28 protein-coding genes and 1 pseudogene are annotated in these 23,338 nt (G+C 36.4%); 24 read left to right on the forward strand and 5 right to left on the reverse strand.

What is annotated here, in order from left to right; translation table 11 throughout:
- Nucleotides 1-107: 107 nt before the first annotated feature.
- The 7 genes and pseudogenes from chiB (at nucleotide 108) to HCB45_RS10040 (ending at nucleotide 5,660) form a co-directional block, all read left to right on the forward strand.
- A complete protein-coding gene (chiB, locus tag HCB45_RS10015) occupies nucleotides 108-2,378 on the forward strand; it encodes a chitinase ChiB (protein ID WP_185619824.1) in 2,271 nt (756 codons plus the stop codon).
- A gap of 379 nt (nucleotides 2,379-2,757) precedes the next feature.
- Nucleotides 2,758-3,042: a DUF3130 domain-containing protein gene (locus tag HCB45_RS10020; RefSeq protein ID WP_185619750.1), complete on the forward strand. Its 285-nt coding sequence runs from the start codon at nucleotides 2,758-2,760 to the stop codon at nucleotides 3,040-3,042.
- A complete protein-coding gene (locus tag HCB45_RS10025) occupies nucleotides 3,043-3,411 on the forward strand; it encodes a ribonuclease P (protein ID WP_185619752.1) in 369 nt (122 codons plus the stop codon).
- Nucleotides 3,408-4,505 (forward strand): annotated as a pseudogene (locus HCB45_RS10030) (LXG domain-containing protein); the annotation flags it as partial. The gene HCB45_RS10025 and the pseudogene HCB45_RS10030, both read left to right, overlap by 4 nt.
- A gap of 54 nt (nucleotides 4,506-4,559) precedes the next feature.
- A complete protein-coding gene (locus HCB45_RS15465) occupies nucleotides 4,560-4,859 on the forward strand; it encodes a DUF6883 domain-containing protein (RefSeq protein ID WP_376740639.1) in 300 nt (99 codons plus the stop codon).
- A gap of 10 nt (nucleotides 4,860-4,869) precedes the next feature.
- Nucleotides 4,870-5,055, forward strand: coding sequence for a DUF4926 domain-containing protein (locus HCB45_RS10035; protein WP_185458418.1), 186 nt, complete (start codon nucleotides 4,870-4,872; stop codon nucleotides 5,053-5,055).
- Between the two features lie 290 nt (nucleotides 5,056-5,345).
- Nucleotides 5,346-5,660, forward strand: a complete 315-nt coding sequence (locus HCB45_RS10040; protein ID WP_260508440.1) for a hypothetical protein — start codon at nucleotides 5,346-5,348, stop codon at nucleotides 5,658-5,660.
- An 87-nt stretch (nucleotides 5,661-5,747) separates the two neighbouring features.
- On the opposite strand, the gene HCB45_RS10045 is transcribed toward HCB45_RS10040, so the two are convergent.
- Together HCB45_RS10045 and HCB45_RS10050 are read right to left on the reverse strand one after the other, a co-directional pair.
- Nucleotides 5,748-7,529 carry an ABC transporter ATP-binding protein gene (locus tag HCB45_RS10045; RefSeq protein ID WP_185619754.1) on the reverse strand — a complete coding sequence of 594 codons (1,782 nt, stop codon included), beginning with the start codon at nucleotides 7,527-7,529 and terminating at the stop codon, nucleotides 5,748-5,750.
- Nucleotides 7,522-9,264: an ABC transporter ATP-binding protein gene (locus HCB45_RS10050; protein WP_185619756.1), complete on the reverse strand. Its 1,743-nt coding sequence runs from the start codon at nucleotides 9,262-9,264 to the stop codon at nucleotides 7,522-7,524. Before HCB45_RS10050 ends, HCB45_RS10045 begins: the two co-directional genes overlap by 8 nt.
- A 142-nt stretch (nucleotides 9,265-9,406) precedes the next feature.
- Between HCB45_RS10050 and HCB45_RS10055 the strand changes: the two genes are divergently transcribed.
- Nucleotides 9,407-10,240, forward strand: a complete 834-nt coding sequence (locus HCB45_RS10055; RefSeq protein WP_185619758.1) for an AraC family transcriptional regulator — start codon at nucleotides 9,407-9,409, stop codon at nucleotides 10,238-10,240.
- Nucleotides 10,241-10,375: 135 nt separating this feature from the next.
- Nucleotides 10,376-11,074 carry an EAL domain-containing protein gene (locus tag HCB45_RS10060; protein WP_185319535.1) on the forward strand — a complete coding sequence of 233 codons (699 nt, stop codon included), beginning with the start codon at nucleotides 10,376-10,378 and terminating at the stop codon, nucleotides 11,072-11,074.
- Here HCB45_RS10060 and HCB45_RS10065 read toward each other — a convergent pair.
- The 3 genes from HCB45_RS10065 to HCB45_RS10075 all read right to left on the reverse strand — a co-directional run bounded on the left by HCB45_RS10065 (nucleotide 11,044) and on the right by HCB45_RS10075 (nucleotide 12,710).
- Nucleotides 11,044-11,739, reverse strand: coding sequence for a Crp/Fnr family transcriptional regulator (locus HCB45_RS10065; protein WP_185319534.1), 696 nt, complete (start codon nucleotides 11,737-11,739; stop codon nucleotides 11,044-11,046). The two genes, HCB45_RS10060 and HCB45_RS10065, sit on opposite strands and share 31 nt — an antisense overlap.
- Nucleotides 11,740-11,916: 177 nt before the next feature.
- Nucleotides 11,917-12,369, reverse strand: a complete 453-nt coding sequence (locus tag HCB45_RS10070) for an ImmA/IrrE family metallo-endopeptidase (protein WP_185319533.1) — start codon at nucleotides 12,367-12,369, stop codon at nucleotides 11,917-11,919.
- Nucleotides 12,370-12,374: 5 nt separating this feature from the next.
- On the reverse strand, nucleotides 12,375-12,710 hold the full coding sequence (locus tag HCB45_RS10075) for a helix-turn-helix transcriptional regulator (protein WP_185319532.1): 336 nt from the start codon (nucleotides 12,708-12,710) through the stop codon (nucleotides 12,375-12,377).
- A gap of 216 nt (nucleotides 12,711-12,926) precedes the next feature.
- On the opposite strand from HCB45_RS10075, the gene lmaD reads away from it, so the two are divergent.
- From lmaD to HCB45_RS10150, 15 genes are all read left to right on the forward strand, one after another.
- On the forward strand, nucleotides 12,927-13,355 hold the full coding sequence (gene lmaD / locus HCB45_RS10080) for a protein LmaD (RefSeq protein ID WP_185319531.1): 429 nt from the start codon (nucleotides 12,927-12,929) through the stop codon (nucleotides 13,353-13,355).
- An 11-nt stretch (nucleotides 13,356-13,366) separates the two neighbouring features.
- Nucleotides 13,367-13,783, forward strand: a complete 417-nt coding sequence (gene lmaC, locus HCB45_RS10085) for a protein LmaC (protein ID WP_185319530.1) — start codon at nucleotides 13,367-13,369, stop codon at nucleotides 13,781-13,783.
- Nucleotides 13,784-14,061: 278 nt separating this feature from the next.
- Nucleotides 14,062-14,451, forward strand: coding sequence for a protein LmaB (lmaB, locus tag HCB45_RS10090; RefSeq protein ID WP_185319529.1), 390 nt, complete (start codon nucleotides 14,062-14,064; stop codon nucleotides 14,449-14,451).
- Between the two features lie 12 nt (nucleotides 14,452-14,463).
- The gene (lmaA, locus tag HCB45_RS10095; protein ID WP_003721744.1) at nucleotides 14,464-14,976 is read left to right on the forward strand and encodes a protein LmaA; all 513 of its coding nucleotides are present in this window, start codon (nucleotides 14,464-14,466) and stop codon (nucleotides 14,974-14,976) included.
- Nucleotides 14,977-15,023: 47 nt separating this feature from the next.
- Nucleotides 15,024-15,326 carry a hypothetical protein gene (locus HCB45_RS10100; RefSeq protein WP_003721745.1) on the forward strand — a complete coding sequence of 101 codons (303 nt, stop codon included), beginning with the start codon at nucleotides 15,024-15,026 and terminating at the stop codon, nucleotides 15,324-15,326.
- A gap of 41 nt (nucleotides 15,327-15,367) precedes the next feature.
- Nucleotides 15,368-15,772 (forward strand): phenylalanine racemase, encoded by a 405-nt coding sequence (locus tag HCB45_RS10105; protein ID WP_185607979.1) that lies wholly within the window; start codon nucleotides 15,368-15,370, stop codon nucleotides 15,770-15,772.
- Nucleotides 15,759-17,627 (forward strand): phage tail protein, encoded by a 1,869-nt coding sequence (locus tag HCB45_RS10110; protein WP_185619760.1) that lies wholly within the window; start codon nucleotides 15,759-15,761, stop codon nucleotides 17,625-17,627. Before HCB45_RS10105 ends, HCB45_RS10110 begins: the two co-directional genes overlap by 14 nt.
- Nucleotides 17,624-18,442 carry a phage tail family protein gene (locus HCB45_RS10115; RefSeq protein WP_003759840.1) on the forward strand — a complete coding sequence of 273 codons (819 nt, stop codon included), beginning with the start codon at nucleotides 17,624-17,626 and terminating at the stop codon, nucleotides 18,440-18,442. Before HCB45_RS10110 ends, HCB45_RS10115 begins: the two co-directional genes overlap by 4 nt.
- Nucleotides 18,443-18,451: 9 nt before the next feature.
- Entirely contained in the window at nucleotides 18,452-19,588 is a 1,137-nt protein-coding gene (locus tag HCB45_RS10120) for a phage tail protein (protein ID WP_185319526.1), read from the forward strand.
- On the forward strand, nucleotides 19,578-19,877 hold the full coding sequence (locus HCB45_RS10125; RefSeq protein ID WP_185319525.1) for a CCA-adding enzyme: 300 nt from the start codon (nucleotides 19,578-19,580) through the stop codon (nucleotides 19,875-19,877). The genes HCB45_RS10120 and HCB45_RS10125 overlap by 11 nt, the downstream gene beginning before the upstream one ends.
- A 14-nt stretch (nucleotides 19,878-19,891) precedes the next feature.
- Nucleotides 19,892-20,467, forward strand: coding sequence for an alpha-amylase (locus HCB45_RS10130; RefSeq protein WP_185319524.1), 576 nt, complete (start codon nucleotides 19,892-19,894; stop codon nucleotides 20,465-20,467).
- A gap of 14 nt (nucleotides 20,468-20,481) precedes the next feature.
- On the forward strand, nucleotides 20,482-20,961 hold the full coding sequence (locus HCB45_RS10135; protein ID WP_185319523.1) for a hypothetical protein: 480 nt from the start codon (nucleotides 20,482-20,484) through the stop codon (nucleotides 20,959-20,961).
- A complete protein-coding gene (locus tag HCB45_RS10140) occupies nucleotides 20,958-21,494 on the forward strand; it encodes a hypothetical protein (RefSeq protein ID WP_185319522.1) in 537 nt (178 codons plus the stop codon). Before HCB45_RS10135 ends, HCB45_RS10140 begins: the two co-directional genes overlap by 4 nt.
- An 18-nt stretch (nucleotides 21,495-21,512) precedes the next feature.
- Nucleotides 21,513-21,935 carry a phage holin family protein gene (locus HCB45_RS10145; RefSeq protein ID WP_185619762.1) on the forward strand — a complete coding sequence of 141 codons (423 nt, stop codon included), beginning with the start codon at nucleotides 21,513-21,515 and terminating at the stop codon, nucleotides 21,933-21,935.
- 130 nt (nucleotides 21,936-22,065) lie between these two features.
- Nucleotides 22,066-23,337, forward strand: coding sequence for a phage baseplate protein (locus HCB45_RS10150; RefSeq protein ID WP_185619764.1), 1,272 nt, complete (start codon nucleotides 22,066-22,068; stop codon nucleotides 23,335-23,337).
- The last annotated feature ends 1 nt before the right edge of the window (nucleotide 23,338 follow it).

Genomic DNA, 23,338 nt, shown 5'->3' on the forward strand with positions numbered 1-23,338 from the left:
AAGTAACATTCTGACAACCACACAAAAAGGGGTACAGAGAGACAAACTTAGAACTGCCGAAATGAGGTTTATAAATCAAAAGTCGGGGTGAAGAGATGAATAAGAAGATGAAAAAGCTTTTTAGTATTACTTCTGTTGTGTTGTTAGTTTTATCATTAGTGGTTGTATCAATTGGTGCACAGCCAAAACGGGCGAAAGCGGCTGAAAATGTACCACAGTATCGAAATGTTATGTATTACGGTGATTGGTCGATTTGGGGAGGAGAAGGGAATTTTTATCCGAAAGATATTCCAGCTGATCAATTAACACATTTAAATTTTGCTTTTCTGGATTTTAATAGTAATGGGGATTTAGTTTTCACAGATAAAGATGCTGCTGTTGGAGCACCTGTTGGACAAGAGGGAGTTCAGTGGGGCGGAGCGAATGCTGGTGTTTTGAATGCGATTCAAGATCTACGCGCTCAAAATCCAAATTTGAAAATAGGAGTTTCGGTTGGAGGCTGGTCTAAGTCGGGAGATTTTTCGACAGTGGCAGCGGATCCGACAAAACGAGCTAACTTTGTGAAAAATGTGATGAAGTTTGTGAAATATACTAATATGGATTTTGTTGATTTGGACTGGGAATATCCTGCTTCGGTACGGGATGCTGACCTTGTTGATAATAAAAACGATGAAGGTACACCAAATGCAAAACCTGCGGATAAGCAAAACTTTATTACACTTTTACAAGATTTAAGAACTGCTTTGGATAAACAAGGCGTTGATATCAATAAGAAATACGAATTATCAGTTGCTTTACCAGCTGCAAAATCTTCGTTAGAAAATGGAGTAGATGTAGCGAATTTATTTAAAGTAGTTGATTTTGCCAATGTGATGACTTATGACTTAAACGGTGCTTGGACACCGAATAGTGCGCATCATACAGCACTTTACGGTAATCCGAAAGATCCAAATTACGATAGTGGTTTTTCTGTCGACCAAACCGTTAAATACTTAAAAGAAAAGGGAGCAGTTTCAAATAAAATTGTTGTTGGGGCAGCATTTTATACTAGGGGCTGGAATAAAGTAGCTGAAGGAACGGATACAGCATTACCTGGACTTTTCCAAGCTGCTGAAAAAACGAATAAAGATGCGGATGGCTCGCTTACTTATGGGGCAAACAACGAAAACCCAATTAAAACTGGCGACGGGGGCCGGGCTGGCGGGGTTTGGGCATACAGAAGTATTGATGCACTAAAAGCCAAGACACCAACTTTGAAAGAATATTGGGATGATACTGCCAAAGCGCCGTATCTTTATAGTAAGGAAACTGGGGAGTTTTACACATACGACAATCCACGTTCGATTAGCTATAAGGCACAGTATGTAAAAGATAATAATCTTGGTGGGATGATTTCTTGGATGCAGTCACAAGATAAAACAACGACTTCAACCAAGCGCGATGAACTTACGAAGGCTATTAAAACCGGATTGTTCGGTACAAGTGCCATCCCGCAAAACGCGATCACATATGCAAATATAAATGTGGTAGCAACCGTAAAACCTTATAGTGAAAATGGCGTCGGGTACGAAATTACAATTACGAATAATGAAAAAGCGGATGAAACAAATGAGGTCCTGAAATCAACTGAGCTATCTTTTGAAACGGTAAAATTACCCAAGTTTTATATTCCAGTAAAAGCGGGCGAAACGCTAACGGCTGGAGATTATAAAGCAGGGACAGTTACTACTTCAGGTGGCAATACAGTAGTTGATTTAGCTTCTGTATATGATGCACAGCAAATTCCACAAGGCGCATCTTATACTTTCCGCTTAAAATCGAGTGTATCTAGTGTGGATGTAAATAATATTTCTAAAATTGATTTAACACAACGAATGGTAAAATCGAGTGTCGAATTTGGGAAACAAACTATTTTTGGCGGGGGAACTGTTGTACCTGATCCAAGTGATACAGAAGCGCCAACAGTGCCAAAATCACTCACATCTTCTAATGTAACAGACACAACTGCTACTCTAACGTGGACAGCTTCAACAGATAATAAAGCGGTGGCTGGATATAAAGTGTACCGGAATGGAACCGAAGTTGGCTCTGTTTCAGGAACTACTTTTACAGATAGTGGCTTAACTGCAAAAACAGCGTACAATTATACAGTAAAAGCATATGATGCGGCGGGGAACTTCTTGGCAGCAAGCTCTGCCTTAACAGTGACAACGCTTGACGCGGCAACACCACCAGCAACTCCAGCATGGGACGCTGCAAAAACTTATAATAAGGGAGATAGGGTTTCTTACAAAGGGAAAACATACGAAGCACAGTGGTGGACTCAAGGAAATGAGCCAGGAGCTGAGCAGTGGGGCCCTTGGTTGTTAATAAATTAATAGACAAAAACAGAGATTCTTTTTGGAGAATCTCTGTTTTTATTTGAATAACTAGCCAAACGTATTACAATTAATTAAAGCGAATCGGTTTATAAAATTTACTCAATGTGAAACTGCATATGATTTTACGGATAATGTCGAAGAAACGGTTTCTTGTAAAGAAATTTGGTCAACGTAGATTATATAATTGAACTGCAGTTTTCATATTGAAATAGTATATAGCATAAAATCTATTGAACATGAAATGTTAAATTTTCCACTTAAAAAGCTGGTTTAAAGCTATTTTTCAATGAATTGTTTCACAAAATGCTCACAAAAGAAACACGCTACCGGTGCTATAATGAGGGGGAGGGATTATACATAGAAAGGAAGCAAACAGATGAGAGAAATAAAAGTCAATGAAAGGACCTTCCAACAACACGCAAGCAAATTGGCAAGTAAAAGTTCGGGGAGTTATTTACCCTTAAAAAACGGGAACATGGCATACTCCAGAGCCAATTCGATAGATCAATTGCGATCGGCATTGATTGAGTTGGTGGATGTAGTGGAAGATTTTCAACGCGTGACCAAGCAAGATGCGAGTCGCTTAAAGAAAATGGGTATTGCTTACGCTAAACAAGACCAATTGATGGGACAAAAAATCAATCAGTTGGAGGTGCGATAATTGGATAGCGCCCACAGTCAGCTAGAACAACAACTCCTACAAATTAAAAAAGCGAAAATAACGGCAGAAACGAATGTCGACCAAACGAGAAGAAAACAAAACGAACAAGACTGGCTTGAAGAGGACAGTAACCGCTTAGAACAAGAAAAACTGGCTTTACTCGACCTTTTACGCAGTGGCTGGCAAGGAGAAGAAGCCAGTGGTTTTCATCGTTATTTAGAAGAGCAGCAGCAGGAAGAATCCGGGGCTTGGAGGAAGGATCTCCAAGATAAAAGAACCGATTTAGACACGGAATTACAAGAAAATAAGGCCAGGCTCCACACACTAGAAACAAAACAAGCTACTTTGCAAAAGGAGTGGAGCAAGTGAGCCGGATTGATATTGCCGAATTGAATGACTTTCTCCACGGTTTGCGAAGTAGTAATGCGGAAGCCAAAGCGATGATTAGAAAGATTAAAGAAGCAGCGATGGATTACGCCCAGGACAATAGTTTAAAAGGAGAAGCGGTTAGTACCTCTAAACGGTATTTTACGAGTACCTATACAAGTATTTGCCAGAGCATCATCGAAGCATTGGATGAAAGCGAAGAGCGACTAGCGCAATATATTCGCGAGTTCGGGAGCCAAGTGGATAGTTCGCCTTCTGCCAGAATTGATGCCGAAATCTTACAAGAAGCGATGGCCAAGGTTAGCCAGTTACAGCGAAAAGAAGAAGGTTTACACCGGCAATTGACGGCGCCGAACACCAAACCAGATATGCAACAAGTCTATGCAGTGAAAGCAAGAAGCGTTCATACCCAATTGCTGAAAGCCATCGAACAAGAGAACATCCTAGAAAGATATTTAGCTTTTGAACAAAGCCATGGTCAGTTTTTTAGTGCATTAGCCGAACTCATTCAAGCAACCGGGCGCGCGGTGCAAGAATTGCTGCATCACGTGACTTTTAACGACAAAACAGGCACTTATGCTGTGCCGAAAAGTACGGCAAACAGCTTGTTACTCATGAAAAAAGCACTGGATAACGCACGAAAAGAAAATGACAATGATCCATTTCCGGATGGTTTGGAAGGTTACACCGTGTTAGCCTTTACATATGTGAATGGCCAAGGTGAAACCGTGACGATGTGGTTACTTGAAAAAGATGGAAAACGGGTAGAGAACAAGGAATTACAAGCGTTCTTAGACAAACATGGTCAGGAATTACCGGCTATTTCTTACACAGAACTTTCCGGGGAAGAACTCGAACGGAGAGTAAATGACAGTTGGAAAGATGGTGTCAATTACTTAAGTGGTCAAAAAATATCCGGTGCCAGTGCTGGCATCTTAAAATCGTCTGCGTATGTTGCCAGCATGAAAGATGCGATGGATGATGCTGGATTAACGGACATGGCATTAAGTTTAGGATTTGGGATTGCGGCGGCTAGGAATAAAACAATAATAACAAAGAAAGTAAAAGAACCAGAAGTTGGAAAAATTTCTGAGCGCATAGCTGGAAGTTCTAAGCTAACACAAGAAAGTATTAATTCTAAATTAGATGGTTACCTTTTAAACAAAAAACACCCTATCGGCGGATCAAAAGCAAAATGGTTTGAAAAAGCACTTGGCTTCAATAAAAATAATAGTCAGCAATTAAGTAGCCAAATTATCTTTGATAAATCAAAAGCAGTTCAAACGGCAGTAACAGAATATGGGACAAAATATAGTCAGATTATTCCAATCAAAGGCGTCAATGGAAAAATTATTGATGTGGAATTTGTATGGATAAAAAATAATGACGGAATTGTTAGGTTAGTGACATCAATTCCGACTAAAAAGTAGGTGAATATGGATGTTTAAAGAATATGACATTATATGTAGTTCTGTAGACTTAAATGAAAAAGTTAGCATAGGAACCAAAGGTGTAATCTTGATGATATTAGATTCAGAAAATGAAATCTATGAAGTAGAATTTGTAAATAAAAATAATGAAACAATTGAAGTTACAGAAGTTAAAGGAACACAACTAAAAAAATAAAAAAGGCACTTTACTATCCGATTGGCATCGAATAGTAAAGCTTTGACAGTCACAATGAACCTAAAGTTAATTCATACTATCCTGGCTTTCCTGAAAAATCACAACAAAATGAAGTTTTGTATGATAGTTTTGGGGAATTTCTTTTAGATATGATAAATGAAGTTCATATCCCAATAAAGAAGGAATGAAGAATGAAAATATAAGATATTAAAGAATTACCTGAAAGAATAGCTGAAGAGAAAGTTTACAGTCTGACAGATTCAACTATTTCAGATTTTAAAAATGGGGCTATGAGTAAAAATGTTTTTTTAGAGATTATGACTGAACTTATGGAACGTCAAATTATGACATATGAAATTTTAAAAGAATCTTTGCGTGGAATTTTAGATGAACTGATAACTAGTATGGGGAATATAAATAATTATAACGATGTAGATATTATGCTATCATTAATTGTTAATTTTGGTTTGGAAAAAAGCTTTAATGAAGCAAAGGTATCTATTGAAAACAATAGTGATATTGAATTGGGGATTTTAGAAGAAATCCAAGAAGCTATTGCTGAAGTTGGAAATCATATATCCAACCCTTATTATGGGTTACAATAATATGGCTCGAAAATATAATTGTATAATCTCTCTTTACAAATGGATGCGCAAAGCAAAAGGTAACTAGAATCTCTAGTTACCTTTTTTCTATAAAGCTTGCAACATATCAAACTGAGATTGATACAAATTATAGTAATAACCATGTTGCGCCATCAGTTCTTCGTGACTGCCAGCTTCTTGAATGCGTCCATTATCAATGTAGAAGATGCGCGAACTGTTTTTGATTGTCGAAAGCCTGTGCGCGATAATGAAGGAAGTTCGGCCTTCCAGTAGTCGCTCAAGTCCTTCTTGGAGTAAGATTTCTGTTTGTGTATCAATACTTGAAGTGGCTTCATCGAGAATGAGGATTTTTGGATCAGCTAGAAGTGCTCTGGCAAAGGAAATCAGTTGCCGCTGCCCCGCAGAAAGAGTGCTTCCCCGTTCTTTTACCTCCGTATAATAGCCATCTTTTAATCCAGAAATGAAATCATGAGCGCGAACGACTTTGGCAGCCGTGATAATTTCTTCTTCGGTGGCATCTAGCTTCCCGTAACGAATATTTTCGATAATCGTTCCTGAGAATATAAAGGTATCTTGGAGCATGACGCCCATTTGTGACCTAAGCGATCTAAGCGTGACTTCTTCAACATTTTGTCCATCCACTAAAATCTCTCCAGAATTAATATTGTAAAAACGGCTGAGCAAATTAATTATAGTCGTTTTTCCAGCGCCAGTCGGACCAACGAGTGCAATTGATTCTCCTGCATCCACATGAAAATTAATTCCTTTTAAAATGTCCACGCCTTCCTCGTAACGGAAATAAACATCTTTAAAGTCAACATTTCCAACGATTGGTGGCATTTTTTTCGCATTTGGCACATCCTTGATATCGGGCTCGACATCCATTGTTTCGAAAATCCGCTCTAAATAAGTAGTAGCAGTAATAAGCGAATTGTAGAAGTTACCAATATTAATAACAGGATTCCAAAAATTCCCAACGTAACCAGTGAAAGCAATCAGTGTCCCGGTAGAAACGTCCACACCGTAGCCTTTGATCCCAACGAAGTAAATTAGGCAAGTTGTCATTACAGCAATGTTTTGTACACCCGGCCAAAGCAAGAACTGAATTTTCACGGCTTTCATCCAAGAACGACGATATTCATTACTAACTTCGGTGAAAATCTCAAAGTTCTCTTCTTCCCGCGAAAAACTTTGCGTCACTTTAATCCCAGCAATGCTCTCGTGGATATAAGCGTTCATGTTAGATTGTTTATTGCTAAGAACCTGATACGCTTTACGCTGAGCCGTTTTAATAACCATGACAATCACGAAAAGAACTGGAATTAGCGCTAAACTATACAGCGTTAAAACGGGATCAATCATCAGCATAAAACCAAGTGTCACAATTACACTTAAAATATCGGAAATCAGATTAATGAGCCCATTGGACAACAAATCACTGAGCATATTGATGTAATTAACAACCCGAATCAAGATTTTTCCATGCGGACGGCTATCAAAATAAGAAAAAGGTAACTTTTGTAAATGACCGAAAATCGCCGTTCTCATATCCTTTAAAATATCTTGTCCAATCAGCGTAATTGACCTAATGCGGTATCGCATACAAAGTCCGGTTACAACGACAGAAACTATGAAAATAATCGCAATCCAGAATAGTTGTGTCATGTTTTTATTTGGAATCGTATCATCTATGACTATTTTGGTTAAATACGGGCCAATCATTGTCGCTACATTTGCTAATAAGATGACAAAGAGCGTGATATAGATAGATTTTTGATATGGTTTTACGTAAACGAGAATACGTTTTAAATGTGCGGCGCTGAAGGCTGTTTCTAATTCTTCATCAACATCAAATTTATTTCTAGCCATTCACATTCGCCTCCGTCCCAAGTTGTTTATTGTAAATATCAAAATAGTAACCTTTGTCTGCTAGCAAACTGGTGTGTGTACCGCGTTCGATGATTTCACCATGGTTTAAAATTAAAATTTCATCCGCTTCTTTTACAGAAGAAATTCGGTGCGCGATAATAAAGGTTGTCGTATTTTCTGTGATTTTTTTAAGTTCACCTTGGATTTTCACTTCGGTTTCCATATCGACAGCGGAAGTGGTATCATCCAAAATCAAAATGGATGGATTTTTTAAAAGAGCACGAGCTAATGATATCCGCTGTTTTTGCCCGCCAGAAAGACCAACCCCGCGTTCGCCGACAATCGTGTCATAACTTTCGGGCATTGTTTCAATGAAGTGGTCGGCATCAGCAATTCGCGCCATTTTCCGGACATCTTCCATCGTTGCATCCGGAGCGCCAAATGCAATATTTCCTTCAATCGTATCGGAAAACAGGAAAATATCTTGCATCACTGTAGCAATGTGATTTCGAAGTTCACGCACATGCCATTTTCGCGCGTCAACACCATCAATTAAAATTTCACCGGCAGTCGGATCGTAAAATCGACAAATCAAGTTGACAAGCGTTGATTTCCCGGCACCAGTTTCGCCCAGAATAGCAATTGTTTGGCCAGGGGAAGCTTTTAGCGAAATATTTTTGAGCACGTCGGTGTTTGGGTCATCTTCAAAATGAAAACTTACATTTTTAAATTCAACATGACCTTGGAGTGTTGGAGCAGGCTTTTCGGCATGGATAGGAATTTTAGCATCCGTCGCCATCATATCTTGAATTTTAAACGAAGAAGCGATAAAGCGTTGAACGTCATTAATTAGCCAGCCACTCATCCGCATTGGTCCGTTTAGCATCCAAAGGAATCCATTGAAAGCAACTAAATCCCCAAGCGTCATTTGTCCTTTAATCACTAGATAACCACCGAAAATAAGCGTGATAACAACAAGCATCCCCGCGAGCGAATCGAGCACGGGTAAATAGGTTCTGGAAACATCGGCAGAATCTAAATTGCGTTTTTTGAAGTCTTCGTTATGTTCATGGAATTTCTTCATTTCAAAATCTTCTCGTGCGAAGGCCTTTACGACACGATTCCCACTAATATTTTCTTCCACCATCGAATTAAGCCTGGAAAAACTTTCTCGAATTTCATAAAAAACGGGTTGCGCTTTACTTGACATTTTCATTGTTAAAATGGCAATAAGAGGCGTTAAAATAACGAGTGCAAGCGTGAGTTTCCAGTCAATCGTAGCCATAATAATAATCGCAAAACTAAATAAAAACACATTTTCTAAAATATTGTAAGATACCCATGAAACAAAATGACGGATCGCATCGGTATCACCTGTCATTCGCGCCATAATATCTCCAACACGCGTATTATTGAAAAAATCAAAATCAAGTGACTGCAATTTTTTATACAAATCTTCCCGAATCTGAAAAAGGGAATTTTGGCCAATTCGCTCGCACATAATCTGATAAGAATAACGACAAATAGTTCGAATAATGGTCGAGACTATCATGATTAAAAGTAGTGGGATAAGCAAATTAGTTTTATTTTGATAGACAACATCATCAATCACTTTTCCGCCTAGTAAAGGATAAATAATACTAATACCAGAAGCGATAAAAATTAGAATAAATACACCAATCATAAGTAACCGATATTTTCGGACATACAACCAAATCCATTTCATACTCTCCATTTTTTCACATCCTTTAATATTCATATATCCATTTAGTTTACACTCCTAATTTCGAAAAAGAATGGTTTATATTCGCTGTAAGCATGGACAATGTTATATAATTAAAAGATGAATGTAAGCGTTATAGTTAGGAGGTGAAGTGATGCTGAAAATAAATACGACCACATTTAATCCGCAAATTTTGTATATTGCTAATTGTTATACCAATGAAGTTCGAGTGGGTGAAAATCATCATCATGATTTTTTAGAAATCTCGATTATTTATGAAGGAGAAGTTATTTATGATATTGAAGGGGAGCGAGTCACGTTAGAAAAAGGTGATATGCTGATTTTTAACCCAGGTGTAAACCACTACGATATAACCGAACCAGGTATGACAAATGCCCAGCTTCACATTGGTTTTCGAAACTTTGCACTAGAAGGATATTCTCGAAACACTTTCCCGTTTAAAAAAGCCTTTTTACGAAAAAAAGAAAATGAATCTGCCATTTTATCTATTTCTAAGCAAATTATAGAAGAAAAAGACGCTGAAAAACCCGGATATGACTTGATTTTGAAGGCTTTTGTTATGCAATTAATTATTCATGTATTGCGCGAAGCTACGCCAGAGCAACTTGAAAATAATGGCATTAAATTATCCACAGATGAGCAGCAAAAACAAATTCTTGTTAATGAAATTATTCATTACATGGAAAAACATCACACAGAAGATGTCTCGCTTTCGACGCTCTCGCAAACGATGTACATTAGCCCAGCCTATATTTCCAAAGTTTTTAAAGAAGAAACCGGCGAGTCGCCAATTAATTACCTAATCAAAATTCGCCTTACGCGTGCTGAAGAGTTGCTGAAAAATAAAGACATTACAGTGAAGCAAGCCGCTAATATGGTCGGCTATAATGATGCCTATTATTTTAGTAAACTTTTCAAAAAATATTATGGGTTCCCGCCATCGGAAAATTGGCGCCAATCGAGTTAATTTTAAAAATACTGAATGATAGAAGAAAAATTAGCAGGTATTTTCGAAATGCCTGTTTTTTTTGGATTAAATTTTGCGATTAGTACTAAAAATGTATTAGAATAGAAAAGAGAAAAGGGAAGGTGATAGGACGCAATGAAATTTCAACTTTTTATTCAACCAAAGCTAGATATTCTTCAAGGTAATATTGTAGAATACGAAATACTTTTACGCGACGATAGTGAAGTTCCTAGATTTCCTTTGTCAGAGTTAGAAGGTGTACTTGCGGACGAAGAATTATACCTTACCTTTTGTGAATGGTTTTGTGCCGCTTTTTTGGAAGTCCTAAAAAAATATCCAAGTGATCGGTTTGCAATAAATATAGCACCACAACAACTTTTTTATATGGAAACACTACATTTATTAGATAAACTAAAAAGTGAGAGTCATCGCATTACTATAGAAATGACAGAAGATATTTTTGATGTGCCTGCTCATAAGAGACATTTAAATGCTAATGATAAGGATGCTTTTATTTTAAATAAAATTAAAATAATTCATGGATTAGGGTTTCATGTTGCAATAGATGATGTTAGCTGTGGACTCAACAGTTTAGAGCGCGTACTTAGTTATCTTCCTTACATAATAGAAATTAAGTTCTCTTTGATTCATTTTAAAAAAATTGATTTAGAGGATTTACTGTTATTCATTAAAGCTTGGGCAAATTTTGCGTATAAAAATAATCTCGATTTTGTGGTCGAGGGTATTGAAACAAAAGAAACCATGGCAATCTTAGAAAGCCATGGTGTCTCCATTTTTCAAGGTTACTTAGTTAATAAACCATTCCCTGTTTGAAAAATATCTATTTGATCAAGAAGTTTTTCATGTGAGTGAATAGTAACCGGTTTTTTAGATATTAATAGTCCGTTTTTACGTAACGCTTCTAATGCTTCAGTAATTCTAGCTCGACTAGAACGGCAATAATCAGCTAAAAATGTTTGCGTGATATATGAAGGTAAAGTAATCGTTCCTTCTGTTTGATGAAGATTCAGTAGTTCAATAATTTCCACAAAAATACGAGTCACTTTGATTATTGGTGGTTGGTTAATATTTTTATAATTTTTTGCAGTGAATAAATATCTAACAATTACATCATCAAGAACAAGATGGAAGAATTGTGGGTTTGCATATAAGTAATTAAGAAAAAATTCTCGATCAATGAATAGTGTGTTTCCATCTTCTACTGCACGTACACGATATTCAATAGGTTCTGGAGCCTTTTTCGTTTCGAGTAAACTTTCCATTCCAAAGATTCCTTTTTCAGAAATAAGTGCATTTACCATCCAGCGTCCTTCTTTGGTGGGGCCCTCTAAAACAGCAGTGCCTTCCAAAATAAGACCGATTTGAGGCGGCTTTTTTTGGCTATCTTTAAATAAATGAATAATATCTCCTTTTTTGAAAGAAACCTTACTAGAAAAATCGCTTGAAAAAATATCAGAAAAATCAGTAGTGTGGAACATCATTAAAACTCCTATACAAATGAAATTTTTATCTCCTACGTAACAACTGTACTTCTATTTTTGTAAAAAAGATACTGAATCAAAAATATCGTCACAATTTAGACAAAAAAACGACACTCAATCGTTATATTTTTGTGGAATTGTATTTAAAAAAGACTCTAGCAGAAGAGTCTTTTTTTAAAATTTTTTATAAACATCAATAGAGTTGCCAAAATTGATTAGATATTCTCCGCAATCATACATCGGCCCGTATTTTTCCGCATAATGAGAAACAGTGTGTCGTAAAAATTCCTCGGTTACTTCTAAAAATTCAGCAACCTCAAAATACTCTCTTAAACCAAGATAAAAACAAGTGATAATATCTTCAAGAGGAATTAATTCTTCATAACCTTTCCGACGAGCAAACAGTTCTTGTTTTTTATCTGAAAGGCTTTCTTGTTTTGTAATATTTCCTACTGTGTACTTATAATGCATTAATTCTTCCACTAAAATGCAACCTTTTTCAATGGAGGATTTGTCTTTGCTTATAAAAATCATCCCATTCAAATATAAGCCTGGTAATTTGTAAGGCATTTTTTCTTCTCTTATGGTTACCTCATCTTGGTATTTGTTTACCAATTTTTCGTACAATAAAATCACATCCCGCGATGGAGTTTTTTCTTCATCTCTATATAAGCTAAAATATCTCGCATTTCTTCCTCTGTAACATCGTCATCAATATGGGCCGCAATCGTCATCGAGCGCTCGTCAACAGGTGGTAAATTTCTTTCAGGAAAAAAGTCATCTAATCGTTTATTGAAGATTTTTGCAAGTTCAAATAAAACATCTTGATTGGCTTTACGATCGCCATTTTCATAACGACTAATAGTTTGGCGCGTCGTATGAAGCTTTTCTGCTAATGCTTCTTGATTTAGGCCTCGCTCCTCACGATATTGTTTTATTTTATTTCCTACAAATTTATTTAACTCCATAATAATTGTCCTCCACAGGTTTATGGCTTCAGTATAGCATTTTTAGCACCAAAATGGAACTTTTTCGAACATATTTGTCGGATAAAGTTTACCTGTAACCAAATTGGTGCTATAATATGTGTAGAGCTAGAAAATAAATGCGGCTGATTTTGTACCGATGGCACCGAATTGGTGACAAAGCTACTATATTAATTTATGAGATGGAAGTGGAAATGGATGGATAGAAAACTTTTAAAAGAAAAGCAAATCCAACTGATTTTTCAACTGGAACAAGAAGAAAATCGATTTATTCGAAAGCGTTTGATAGAAGAGTTGGAGTTTTTTGAAGCACTAGGGGATAGAGAAAAAGGGCTTTTAACGGCGGAACAAAAACTACTTATTTTAACACCTAGTGAGTATCGAGAATACAAAAGGACCAAAACAGATTTACAAATTAGTAAGTTAATCGGGATATCGAGATCGTCACTTGCAGAATGGAAGCGAAAAAAAGGTTTAAATAGAAAAAAGTCGCAATCGGTTCAGCAAGAAATGATTGATGTATTAGCTTTTCATCTAGGCAAATCAAAAGATGAAATAGGCGCTTTGCCTGATGCTGTTATTGAATGTCAGTACGAAGCTTTTGTAATTAATGAAGCCCATAATTAAGGAGTGATAAAATGCAAGTTTTAGTTTTACCAGAAAATAAGGATATTAATTATATAAAAACTGTCCATGAAGTAAAACGATTTTTTGTAGATTTTGAGCGGTTTCGGATGATTACCGGGTTATCAAAAAAGCCACACGTGCTTAGAGATGGTTTTTTGGAAGAGCCGCAGTTTGAGCGAGTAGGTTTTTCTGCTAGATATAATAAAGAAATCATCTTCGAAGCACGATGGTTGGTGGAGAAATATACAGAAATGTTAAACCAGATGGATGAGCTATATCGCACTATTTTGATGGAGTGTTATGTGGAACGAAAACAGGATGTGGCGATAATGATGGATTTACCATATGAAATTGCCCAGTTTAAACGGATAAAAAAACGAGCAGTAATAGAACTTGCGACGATAATGGGAATTTTAGTAAGGAAATGATGATACTTTCGTGATATTTTGAAACGTCTTTTTCCCGTTAATATAAAAGTAAGCAAATTGTCCAGTAAGCGGATGACAATAAAAGCTGCATCAGAATGAAGGTGCACCGATTTTCTGATAATAAATGATGTTTTACAAGAAATTTGTTTTTATGATTGGATTTTTCATCCGTTGAGATAAACAAATATTCTATTTTGGAAAGTAAAGTTCGGAGGAATAAATTATCAAATGTGGTCTCGACCGAACTTTACTTTTCTTTTTAAAGGAGTGAACGCTTGGTGAAGAGTTTGAGCTTCATGAGAGTTTTGGAAGCAGTGAGAACAATGCTCCAGGAAAAAGGTGGACTAGATGTTTCTATCGTAATGCGTGACCAAGTGGAATTGCCTACAACTATGATGGAGATGATTGATCAAGAGGAAGAAGAAAGCCAAACTGCCTGGAAAGAAAAATACCGTTTTGCAATCCATCATTATACAAACGAGCAGGACTTAGCAGGAGTCGAAAAAATTGATACGCTTATCCAAACAGGCTTCACTTTGCCTGAAGGATACAAATTAATTGCAGTTCGTCATTTCGGAAAACAAAATTTAGTCAAAGAAAATACGTTAATTCACGCAAAAACCAGTTTTGAAGTAAGTATTTGTCGTGAATTAAAAGTAAAAATTTAGGGGGAAATATTAATGGCATTTGAAGAGAATTTATATTGTGATTATACACCGGGAGCTGCTAAAGCGGTCGCGGGGAAAGATGTTATTTTAGCAGTTTTTAACGCAGCGGGGGATAAACTATTGGCGGTTGCGGGCCAACAAGGTCTAACTGTAAACCGTTCTAAAGATAGCATTGAAATTACATCTAAAGATACAGTTGGCGGATGGAAATCCAAAATTGGCGGTATGAAAGAATGGTCAATTGAAAATGACGGGTTATATGTTGCTGATGCAGAGTCTCACAAAGAATTAGCGAAATATTTCGAAAGTGATAGCCCGGTTTGTGTGAAAATCATTAATCAAGCATCTAAAAAAGGTCTTTTCGGTGGTTTGGCAATCGTAGCTGACTATAGTTTTGAAGCGCCTTTTGATGAAGCGATGACTTACTCTGTAAAACTAGACGGAATGGGAGCGCTTGTTGATTTGACTATTACTGAGGGCGGCGACCAAATGCCCGGCGAAACACCTGTAGCACCAGCAGAATAAAATAGAAAGCCACTGAAATAAGTGGCTTTCCCTTAGGAGGAAAATAAATGTTTGAAGTGAATGATACAACTTATATTTTACGATTTAATAAACAAAAAGTTAAAACGGTGGAATTAACATCAGGGATTAGTTTAGTTGCAGCTTTGACTGCGAATAAAGGGATTTTGAGCTATCAAGTGATCGAAACGCTATTTGTTTCAGGACTTGTGGAAGAAAAAGGCTTAGTACCTGTAAAACAAAAAGAAGCTTTGGAGATTTTCGACAAATTAGTAGAAGAACAAGGCTTAATTTCGCTTAATGTAGCTGTTATTGAGAAATTGCAAGAGGATATGGGTTTTTTGTTCCGTTAAAACAGATTGAATTTGAGTATTTTGGTGCTGAGGACGAAGAAGTGGATAGTGAAATGAACCATGATTTTGATTTGGAAAAACAATTCGCTTTTTTTGTAGTTAATTTTCAGATGTCCAAGCATGATTTTGAAGAACTTACTGAAGTGGAGAAAAATTTCATCATGAAAGAATGGGAAAACAAGGTGATTTTTGAATCTACTATGCTTCGAAATGCAGTTTTAAATGCGGAACAAAATCTCAATCGAAAACGAAATTCACGTTTTATCGACTTGCATAAAAAACGTCAGAAGAAAGCCGATGTTAATTATACAGTAAATGCACTTCAAGCAATTTCCGAGAATGAAGCGAAGGAAGGTAAAGCGTGGATTGACCGGATTTATGGTGCAAACGGGTTGCGAAGACCTAAAAATAAAGAAGAAAGGGGGAAAGTGAATGGCGGAGTCTAAAAGTATTACATTTGAACTGAATGAGAGCGTCCTAACAGCGCAAGTTGGTAGATTAGATGAAATGGCAACTATGGTTGAACAACGATTTTCAGAGCTTAAAATGACCATTGAAGATGTTGGAAATGCCGATCCTGGATCAAAAATTTCTGAGTCTTTAAGCGGTTTACAGTCGGGCCTCGGGACTATTAGTTCAGCGTTTGGACAACTTGGTTCTAGTAGTGAAGCGATTACATCAGGATTTGGTACAGCAATTGGCTCAGTTAGTGGAATCACGGATGCGTTTAAAAATTTAGGATCAAGTGTCCAAAATGGTACATTATTTTCAAGTTTAGCGACAGGAATTGGTGGCATGAGTACTATGCTTAGTGGAGTATCTGGTGGGGTTCAAGGAATTACAAATCTAGCTAGTGGCTTTTTGGAATTGAAGACTCATTTAGGTGGGTTAATGTCTTCTATTGGTGGCGTTGGAGGGATTATGAGTAAACTGACTTCTCCAATGGGGTTAGTAATTATCGGGATTGTAGCGCTAGTTGCTGCTTTTACGTACTTGATGACGACAAATGAATCGTTCCGAAATACCGTGATGTCAGTCGTAACTCAGGTTGCGCAGTTGTTCGGTCAACTTGTAGCTAGTCTAATGCCGATTATTATGCAAATTGTCACAGCAGTCATGCAAATTGGTGGAGCATTAATGCCTATGGTTATGCAGTTTATTAGCTTTTTTGCCCAGTTGTTAGCTCAATTAATGCCTTTTATTAATATGCTGATTTCAATGCTTATGCCAGTTATTATGCAGATTGTTCAAGTTGTTATGTCGCTTGTTTCAGCGCTGTTACCAAGCATTATGACAGTAATTCAAGGTATTATGAGCGTTATTCAATTTCTAATTCCGATAATTATGCAAATCGCGACAGTGGTTGTACAAATTGTTGTAACGATTATTTCTTATATAAGTAAAATTATGCCGATTGTAATGACGATTATTGGCGTTATTGTTTCGATTATCACGACGATTATTAGCTATGTAGTTATTATTGCAACGACAATTGCAAGCGTTATTGGGAAAATTATTAGCTTTATTGCGAGTGTTATTACGGCGGTTATCGGGATTGTGCAACCAATTATTGGCTTTATTACAAATATCTTTACGATTATCGTAACAATTATTGGAGCTGCTTTCCAAATGGTATTTACTGTTGCATCCAAAATTTGGAATGCCATTATGTCGACGATTTCTGGAATTATTAATGGAATTAAATCAGTCATTACAGGTATTTCTACTACAGTTTCATCAGTGTTTAACGGAGTGAAGCGCATTATCACAGGTGTCTTTGAGGGAATTAAAAGTGCTTGGGGTGGTTTAACTGATTTTGTAGGAAATATTTTCGATGGTGTTTCAAGCGCAATTCAAACTGTAGTAGATAATGTCAAAGGTTTTGTAAATGTGGTAATTCGAGGGATTAATTCAGCGATTGGTTTAATTAATAAGATTCCAGGCGTTGAAATTGGTAAAATACCACAATTAATCTCCGGAACGACAAACTTCCAGGGTGGCTTTGCTCGAATGAATGAAGGCGGGCGTGGTGAAATGGTTGTTTTACCATCTGGTTCTCAAGTAATTCCGCACGATGCAACGATGAAATACGCAAGAGAAAGTGCGCGTGGTAATAAATCAATGCTCTTTACAAACCAAGGCACTGATTTAGCTAGAGTAGAAAACCTTCTAGAACGCTTACTACAAAAAAATCCAGTTATTAAAATGGACGATAAAGTTGTATCTGAAGTAGTTAGTCGTAACCAGGCAAACTTGTTTGATCAATACAATTATACAATGGGAGGTGCGGCTTATTCATGAGTGACTTATTTTTAGAACTAAATGGAAAAATTCATTCGCTTAGTGAAACATTTCCTGGACTTTCCGTTCAAGAAGTAGCGAGGCAAAGTCCGCAATTAAGTATGGAAACTGCTGAGATTTCTGGAACGGACGGAGTTATTCCAGGTACTATCCAATTTAAACCCTTTATTTTTTCAGCAAAATGCAATTTACAGGCACTTGATATACCGGATTACCATTTAGCAGTTAGAGAAATTTATGAGTTCTTATTTCAGCGAGATAGTTATTATATTTGGAGTGATCAAATGCCGGGAATTCGGTATGAAGTGCATCCAAAACCATTTGATTTTAGTCGTGAATCAGATCGGGTCGGGCTTCTCAATTTAGAGTTTGATGTTTTTAAGGGCTATGCAGAATCTCGTGGTACAAGCCTAGACCCAATGACTTTTGAAGTGGATTTATGGCAAATGGGCATGAATTTATCTAACCGAGATGATTTGTTTTATGTTTTTAAAGAGAATACATTTCGTGTTTATAATGCAGGAAGTGATCGGGTTAATCCGTTGATGCGACATGAGCTAGACATAGCTATGACGGCAAATGGAATCCCGACTATTAATAATTTAACAACCGGTGATTCATTTCAATATCGTAATGAACTCAAAAAGACGGATGTTTTGCTGTTAAATAATATCTATCCGCTTGTAAATAATCGTCGCGTTGGAAAAGACACAAATCACGGCATTATTACCCTTGAAAAAGGATGGAATGAATTTGAAATTAAAGGTGTAACGGATATAACTATTGCTTTTAATTTTCCGTTCATTTATCGGTAGGTGATAAGTATGGATTATTTGATTATTCAAAGTATGGATAAAGAAGTAGAAGAGATTTTAACAGATATTGATTATGGCTCTTTTTCTTATGATTATGAAAAAAACACGAGTCGTTCCATTTCATTTACAGTTAATAAAACAAAACAGAATGCTGATGTATTCAATCTGGTTGGAAATGAGGCAATTCTAACTTATCAAGGTCAACAATTTGTCATAAAAAAATGTACTCCTAAAGCCGTTGGAAAAACGATTTCTAAACAAATAACTGCCCAGCATATAAGTTATACAGTGCAAGATCATGTTCAGTATAACGTGAAAACGGGACGAAAAAAATATTCGATTCAGACGGTAATGGAATTTGTGCTAAAAGACAATGAGCTAGGATTTTCTCATGAAATACAAGGTAGTTTTCCATTAGTCGAGTTAGAGGATTTAGGAAATAAAAATGGATTAGAATTAGTGAATTTATGTTTGGAAGAATTTGGGGCAATACTATTTGCTGATAATAAAAAACTTTATTTTTATGATGAAACGAGTTGGTACTTGAAAACAGAGAAGCAATTACGCTATTTATACAATACAGAAGATGTTTCAGTGGATACAAATACTGATAATTTAAAAACAGAGATTAAATGCTATGGCAAACAAAAAGAAAATGCCGACAAGCTAACGGGAGATAATAAATATATGGCGGTTGTTACCTATACTTCGCCTAACGTTTCTATTTATGGAAAAAGAATGGCCAATTCAAAAACCGACGATAAAATTACGAATAATAACGACTTATTGGTTTTTGCCAAAAAACAGATTCTGGATGTTCCGGAAACCTCTTTAACAATTACTTATAGAGGAGAAGAAGCAGTTACAGAACGAGATATTTGGTACTTTATTCATGAATCAATGGGATTTGAAACGGAAGTGAAGGTTACGAGAATTAAATCAGCTCATCCGTGGAGTAAGAAATTTCAAGAAATTGGCTTTAGCAATTCGCGACGTGATATGGTCCGAATTCAGACTCAAATTGCAAATCAAGTGAAAAAGGCTAGCGTAGATACAAATAAGATTAATTCGTTTTCAAGCATCGCAATGAATGCATATGATTCGCGGATTTTAACGGAAGTAGTAGGTGTTGTAGATGGCGACTGAAATTAGAGTTTTGAAAAATGTGGATGAAACAGTTTTCTATCCGAAAACACATGTAACTGCTGTCGAAGGTCTTAATGAAGTTTCAACAAACGCTTCTGGATTAATGACTCCAAATGATAAAGTCAAATTAAATGGAATTGAAGCGAATGCAGAAAAAAATAATGTGACTGCAAGCGATATTTCAAATTGGAATAAAAAACAAGATTCAATTTTAGTTTCGGAAAATGGTTCTAATTTCAAAATAATAGTGACAAATACAGGTGAGCTAAAGACGACGAAATTGGAATAGAGAGGAGGTTGCGTATGAAGTTGGATTTGTGGAAATGGGAAATGCTTCTTCAAGGTCGTGAATTTAGAAATAAAACAAATGACAACTGGCAAAAATTAATGGATTGGTCTAACTTTATTTCTTCGGGAATAGATAAGATTTATACCTACGTGAACAAAGCAGATGCTACCTTAAATGCCAAAATTGAAACAGTTGATAAAGCAGTGAATGCAAGAGTTAACGAGCTGATTAGCGGAACAGAACAGCTAAGTGAAGTTGTTGATGCCAGATCTGATGCATTTGGCACTAGGTATCCGGTTTTAAGAGAACGTCTAAATCTAGAACAGCAAATTTTTAGCAAGAAAAGCACGGCACATTTTGATGTGGATAATGTTATAAGCATGGATAAACAAGATATTGGTTTATTGACCAGCAAATCAATTACTGAAGCCCAAACAGTTTGTTTTTTAAATATATCAAGCTTCAATGAGAATGCAGATATTGTTCTTGAAAAGACTAGTGAAACGAGCTTTTCAGAAAGTTTAACAAGTTTAGTTTTTGCAAAGTTAGGGACGAATGAACGTTACCAAATGGAGTCAGCTGGTGCGTAAAGGAGGAGTGAAGAATGACTGAAATTAAACGAATGCTACAAACAAAAGACGATAATTCTAAAGAACAATTTTATCCAGAGACACATGTAGCGGGAATTGTTGGACTGACAGAATATGTTTCTGGTCAGATTCCAACCGGTGTCGTTAGCGTCAATGGAAAGGCTGGCAGAGTATTACTAGAAGCAGAAGACCTACATGCTGCTAAGAAAATCCATGAACATGAAGTCGCAACATACACAACAGATGGATTTATGAGTTCTTTTGATAAACAAAAAATAGATCAATTAGTATCTCCGGAAGCAGGCGTAACAAGTGTAAACGGTAAAACAGGAATTGTCGACTTATTTGCAGTTGATGTAGAGGCGGCGGAAATAAACCATACTCATCCAGAAGCATCAACTAGTGAAAGTGGCTTTTTATCAAAAGAAGATAAAGAAAAAATAGATGCGATGCCAATAATCGCACTGGAAACTATTAAGGAGGTTATAGAATGACTAAAATTGTAAAAATGTCAGAGAAAAACGAACATGGAACGTTAGAGCAATTCTATCCAGAAACACACGCCGAGGCTGTTAAAGGGCTTGTGAGTGTTACAGATGAAGAAAAGGCGACATGGAATGATAAAGAAACTATTTCAGGTGCGGAACAAAAGGCGAATACAGCTTTGAATAGTGCCAAAAATTATGTGGATACTATTGGTGAAGGAACTGTTATTTTCAAAGGGGCTAATCTAATGGGGGCTGGACAATCATTTAAATGGGACGCCTCTAAATTGAAATTTGGAATTACATTACTATTTAGTCGATATGATCCTGTAAATAATACACCACAAGACTATTATTATCATTCTGTATTCCTATCAAAAGCTCAGTTAGCAGAGATTGCAGGGAGAGGTATTTTGATTCAGATGCCTTCAACAACATATGGTGATAGAAAGTACTTGTATGTATCAACAACAGGTGTTTCGGGACATTTTGATAACTCGAATTATGGGGCTTGGGCATTACGCCTATTAACAGTTATGTAATTAAAAAGGAGGTTTTCCATGGAAGTCATACTAAAAATTGGGATTTTAGGTTTTGGCGCGGTGTTTGGATACTTGTTTGGGGAAGTGGATTTATTGGTAAAAGTGCTGGTGTGCTTTATTGTAGCTGACTATATTTCCGGGCTACTCGCTTCAGGGTATCTTGGTGAACTTAGCAGCAAAATGGGTTTCAAAGGAATCGCGAAAAAAATCGCTATCTTGATTTTAGTGGCTATTGCGCATCAAATAGATTTGATTCTGGGAACGCATAATACGACGCGGGATGCGGTTATCTTTTTCTATTTGGCGAATGAGCTGATTTCTATATTGGAAAATTTCGTTCGAATGGGAATGAAGGTCCCGGAAGTATTGAAAAATTTAATTTTGATTTTTGATGCGAAATCTGGAAACAAGGAGGATGATCATGACAAAAATATGGATTGATGTAGATTTCTGTGATAGCACATAAAAATTTTGAAATCAAAGGAATATCAAAAGGATTATTGTGTGGGAATTGTTGCAGGAGTGAAGTGGATTTTCAAATAAAGAAATAAAATTGTAGGAGGAATATTAAATGAATGAATTAGTAAAAGAATTTGATATTAAAAAAGCGCAGGACAATTTGGCAACACTTGTAAATTGCTGGGAGCCGTTTCAGTTTATTATGATTAGTGATTCTTATGTGTACGGAGTTTCTCAAACAGCACGGGTAGAGCCAAATGATGCTACTATTTATCAAATTGATAATAATGGTGAAGTTATGGGGAAAATGTTACTAGTCGGAGGTACTCATAATTCTGCATATGGTGTAAAAACTATCAATGGAAAAGACTATATTTATGCACCGATTCATACTTCTAGTGGAGATAAAGTTGTATATAAATTTGAATTTGAGAAGGACACATCCATCACTGAAAACTCTTCTAAAGCTAAGAAATTAGGAGATTTTAAACAAAAAAAATCATTAAATATTAGTATTTCAAATGATGATGTATTTGTTTTTACCTTATTAGCAGATAATACAGCTACAGTGATGAAATTTTCACTTGCGGAATTTGAGCAAGGTGCTACAGATAGCTCGATTAAGTTTGACGTAGGAAATAAAACCTATGGCTATTTACAAGGATTTGCTGGTTTTGGTGATAAAGTTTATATTGCGATTGGTCCAGGAGGTACAGCGCTTGATCCTGTAAGTAAATGTTACTTGTACACGCATTCCCTCATTGACGGTAGTTTGTATGACAAGCAATGGATTTCGTGGGGTAGTGATGATGAGCTGGGTGAGCCCTTTAACAAATACCGCGAGCCAGAAGGTATGGACTTTTTTGTAAGCAAAACGGGGGAACCGGTTTTAGTACAAACAGTCTTTACTGGTGGAAATAGTGGTGATGGGAAGACGGTTCGAAGACGTAATAAATTATATACAATAACAAATTTAAATAATAGTGATGATTTTACAAATAAGTTTAGTCGAAAAAGACCTGCATCAGCAACTCTATTTGAAGGCCAGTTAAAAGGAAATGATACTAGTACAGTATATTTACCAAGAGATATAGCTAATTTTGAGTATATTGTAGTGTCATGGATGCACGGTGACGGTGTTCGACGTCAAGAGAGTTTTCATGTGAAAAAATTAGAAGATTATCCGCGAGTTGATCTTTCTAATATTGTCTTACAAGGAGATGGGTTTGCTACTATCTATTACTTTATTGTTGAATTTACAACTTCTAAAATGCGTGTCGCTAATGCAAGAGCACGGAGAATGAAACCTACAGGCTGGGATGCTCTAGTTGATCCTTATGCTAATTCGATTATTCTATCTGTAGAAGGTTACAATTTACGTTAAT

It is taken from the genome of Listeria farberi, assembly GCF_014229245.1.
Taxonomy (GTDB): Bacteria; Bacillota; Bacilli; order Lactobacillales; family Listeriaceae; genus Listeria; species Listeria farberi.

What these genes read in the sequence shown, in the direction of transcription:
- HCB45_RS10035 (WP_185458418.1), top strand. Translation starts at nt 4,870, where the DNA reads ATGTTTAAAGAATATGACATTATATGTAGTTCTGTAGACTTAAATGAA.
- HCB45_RS10125 (WP_185319525.1), top strand. Translation starts at nt 19,578, where the DNA reads ATGGCGACTGAAATTAGAGTTTTGAAAAATGTGGATGAAACAGTTTTC.
- HCB45_RS10040 (WP_260508440.1), top strand. Translation starts at nt 5,346, where the DNA reads ATGAGTAAAAATGTTTTTTTAGAGATTATGACTGAACTTATGGAACGT.
- HCB45_RS10140 (WP_185319522.1), top strand. Translation starts at nt 20,958, where the DNA reads ATGACTAAAATTGTAAAAATGTCAGAGAAAAACGAACATGGAACGTTA.
- HCB45_RS10135 (WP_185319523.1), top strand. Translation starts at nt 20,482, where the DNA reads ATGACTGAAATTAAACGAATGCTACAAACAAAAGACGATAATTCTAAA.
- HCB45_RS10110 (WP_185619760.1), top strand. Translation starts at nt 15,759, where the DNA reads ATGGCGGAGTCTAAAAGTATTACATTTGAACTGAATGAGAGCGTCCTA.
- chiB (WP_185619824.1), top strand. Translation starts at nt 108, where the DNA reads ATGAAAAAGCTTTTTAGTATTACTTCTGTTGTGTTGTTAGTTTTATCA.
- HCB45_RS10060 (WP_185319535.1), top strand. Translation starts at nt 10,376, where the DNA reads ATGAAATTTCAACTTTTTATTCAACCAAAGCTAGATATTCTTCAAGGT.
- HCB45_RS10050 (WP_185619756.1), bottom strand. Translation starts at nt 9,264, where the DNA reads ATGGAGAGTATGAAATGGATTTGGTTGTATGTCCGAAAATATCGGTTA.
- HCB45_RS10145 (WP_185619762.1), top strand. Translation starts at nt 21,513, where the DNA reads ATGGAAGTCATACTAAAAATTGGGATTTTAGGTTTTGGCGCGGTGTTT.
- lmaA (WP_003721744.1), top strand. Translation starts at nt 14,464, where the DNA reads ATGGCATTTGAAGAGAATTTATATTGTGATTATACACCGGGAGCTGCT.
- HCB45_RS10020 (WP_185619750.1), top strand. Translation starts at nt 2,758, where the DNA reads ATGAGAGAAATAAAAGTCAATGAAAGGACCTTCCAACAACACGCAAGC.
- HCB45_RS10045 (WP_185619754.1), bottom strand. Translation starts at nt 7,529, where the DNA reads ATGGCTAGAAATAAATTTGATGTTGATGAAGAATTAGAAACAGCCTTC.
- HCB45_RS10115 (WP_003759840.1), top strand. Translation starts at nt 17,624, where the DNA reads ATGAGTGACTTATTTTTAGAACTAAATGGAAAAATTCATTCGCTTAGT.
- HCB45_RS10100 (WP_003721745.1), top strand. Translation starts at nt 15,024, where the DNA reads ATGTTTGAAGTGAATGATACAACTTATATTTTACGATTTAATAAACAA.
- HCB45_RS10130 (WP_185319524.1), top strand. Translation starts at nt 19,892, where the DNA reads ATGAAGTTGGATTTGTGGAAATGGGAAATGCTTCTTCAAGGTCGTGAA.
- lmaC (WP_185319530.1), top strand. Translation starts at nt 13,367, where the DNA reads ATGCAAGTTTTAGTTTTACCAGAAAATAAGGATATTAATTATATAAAA.
- HCB45_RS10055 (WP_185619758.1), top strand. Translation starts at nt 9,407, where the DNA reads ATGCTGAAAATAAATACGACCACATTTAATCCGCAAATTTTGTATATT.
- HCB45_RS10075 (WP_185319532.1), bottom strand. Translation starts at nt 12,710, where the DNA reads ATGGAGTTAAATAAATTTGTAGGAAATAAAATAAAACAATATCGTGAG.
- HCB45_RS10065 (WP_185319534.1), bottom strand. Translation starts at nt 11,739, where the DNA reads ATGTTCCACACTACTGATTTTTCTGATATTTTTTCAAGCGATTTTTCT.
- HCB45_RS10150 (WP_185619764.1), top strand. Translation starts at nt 22,066, where the DNA reads ATGAATGAATTAGTAAAAGAATTTGATATTAAAAAAGCGCAGGACAAT.
- HCB45_RS10120 (WP_185319526.1), top strand. Translation starts at nt 18,452, where the DNA reads ATGGATTATTTGATTATTCAAAGTATGGATAAAGAAGTAGAAGAGATT.
- lmaD (WP_185319531.1), top strand. Translation starts at nt 12,927, where the DNA reads ATGGATAGAAAACTTTTAAAAGAAAAGCAAATCCAACTGATTTTTCAA.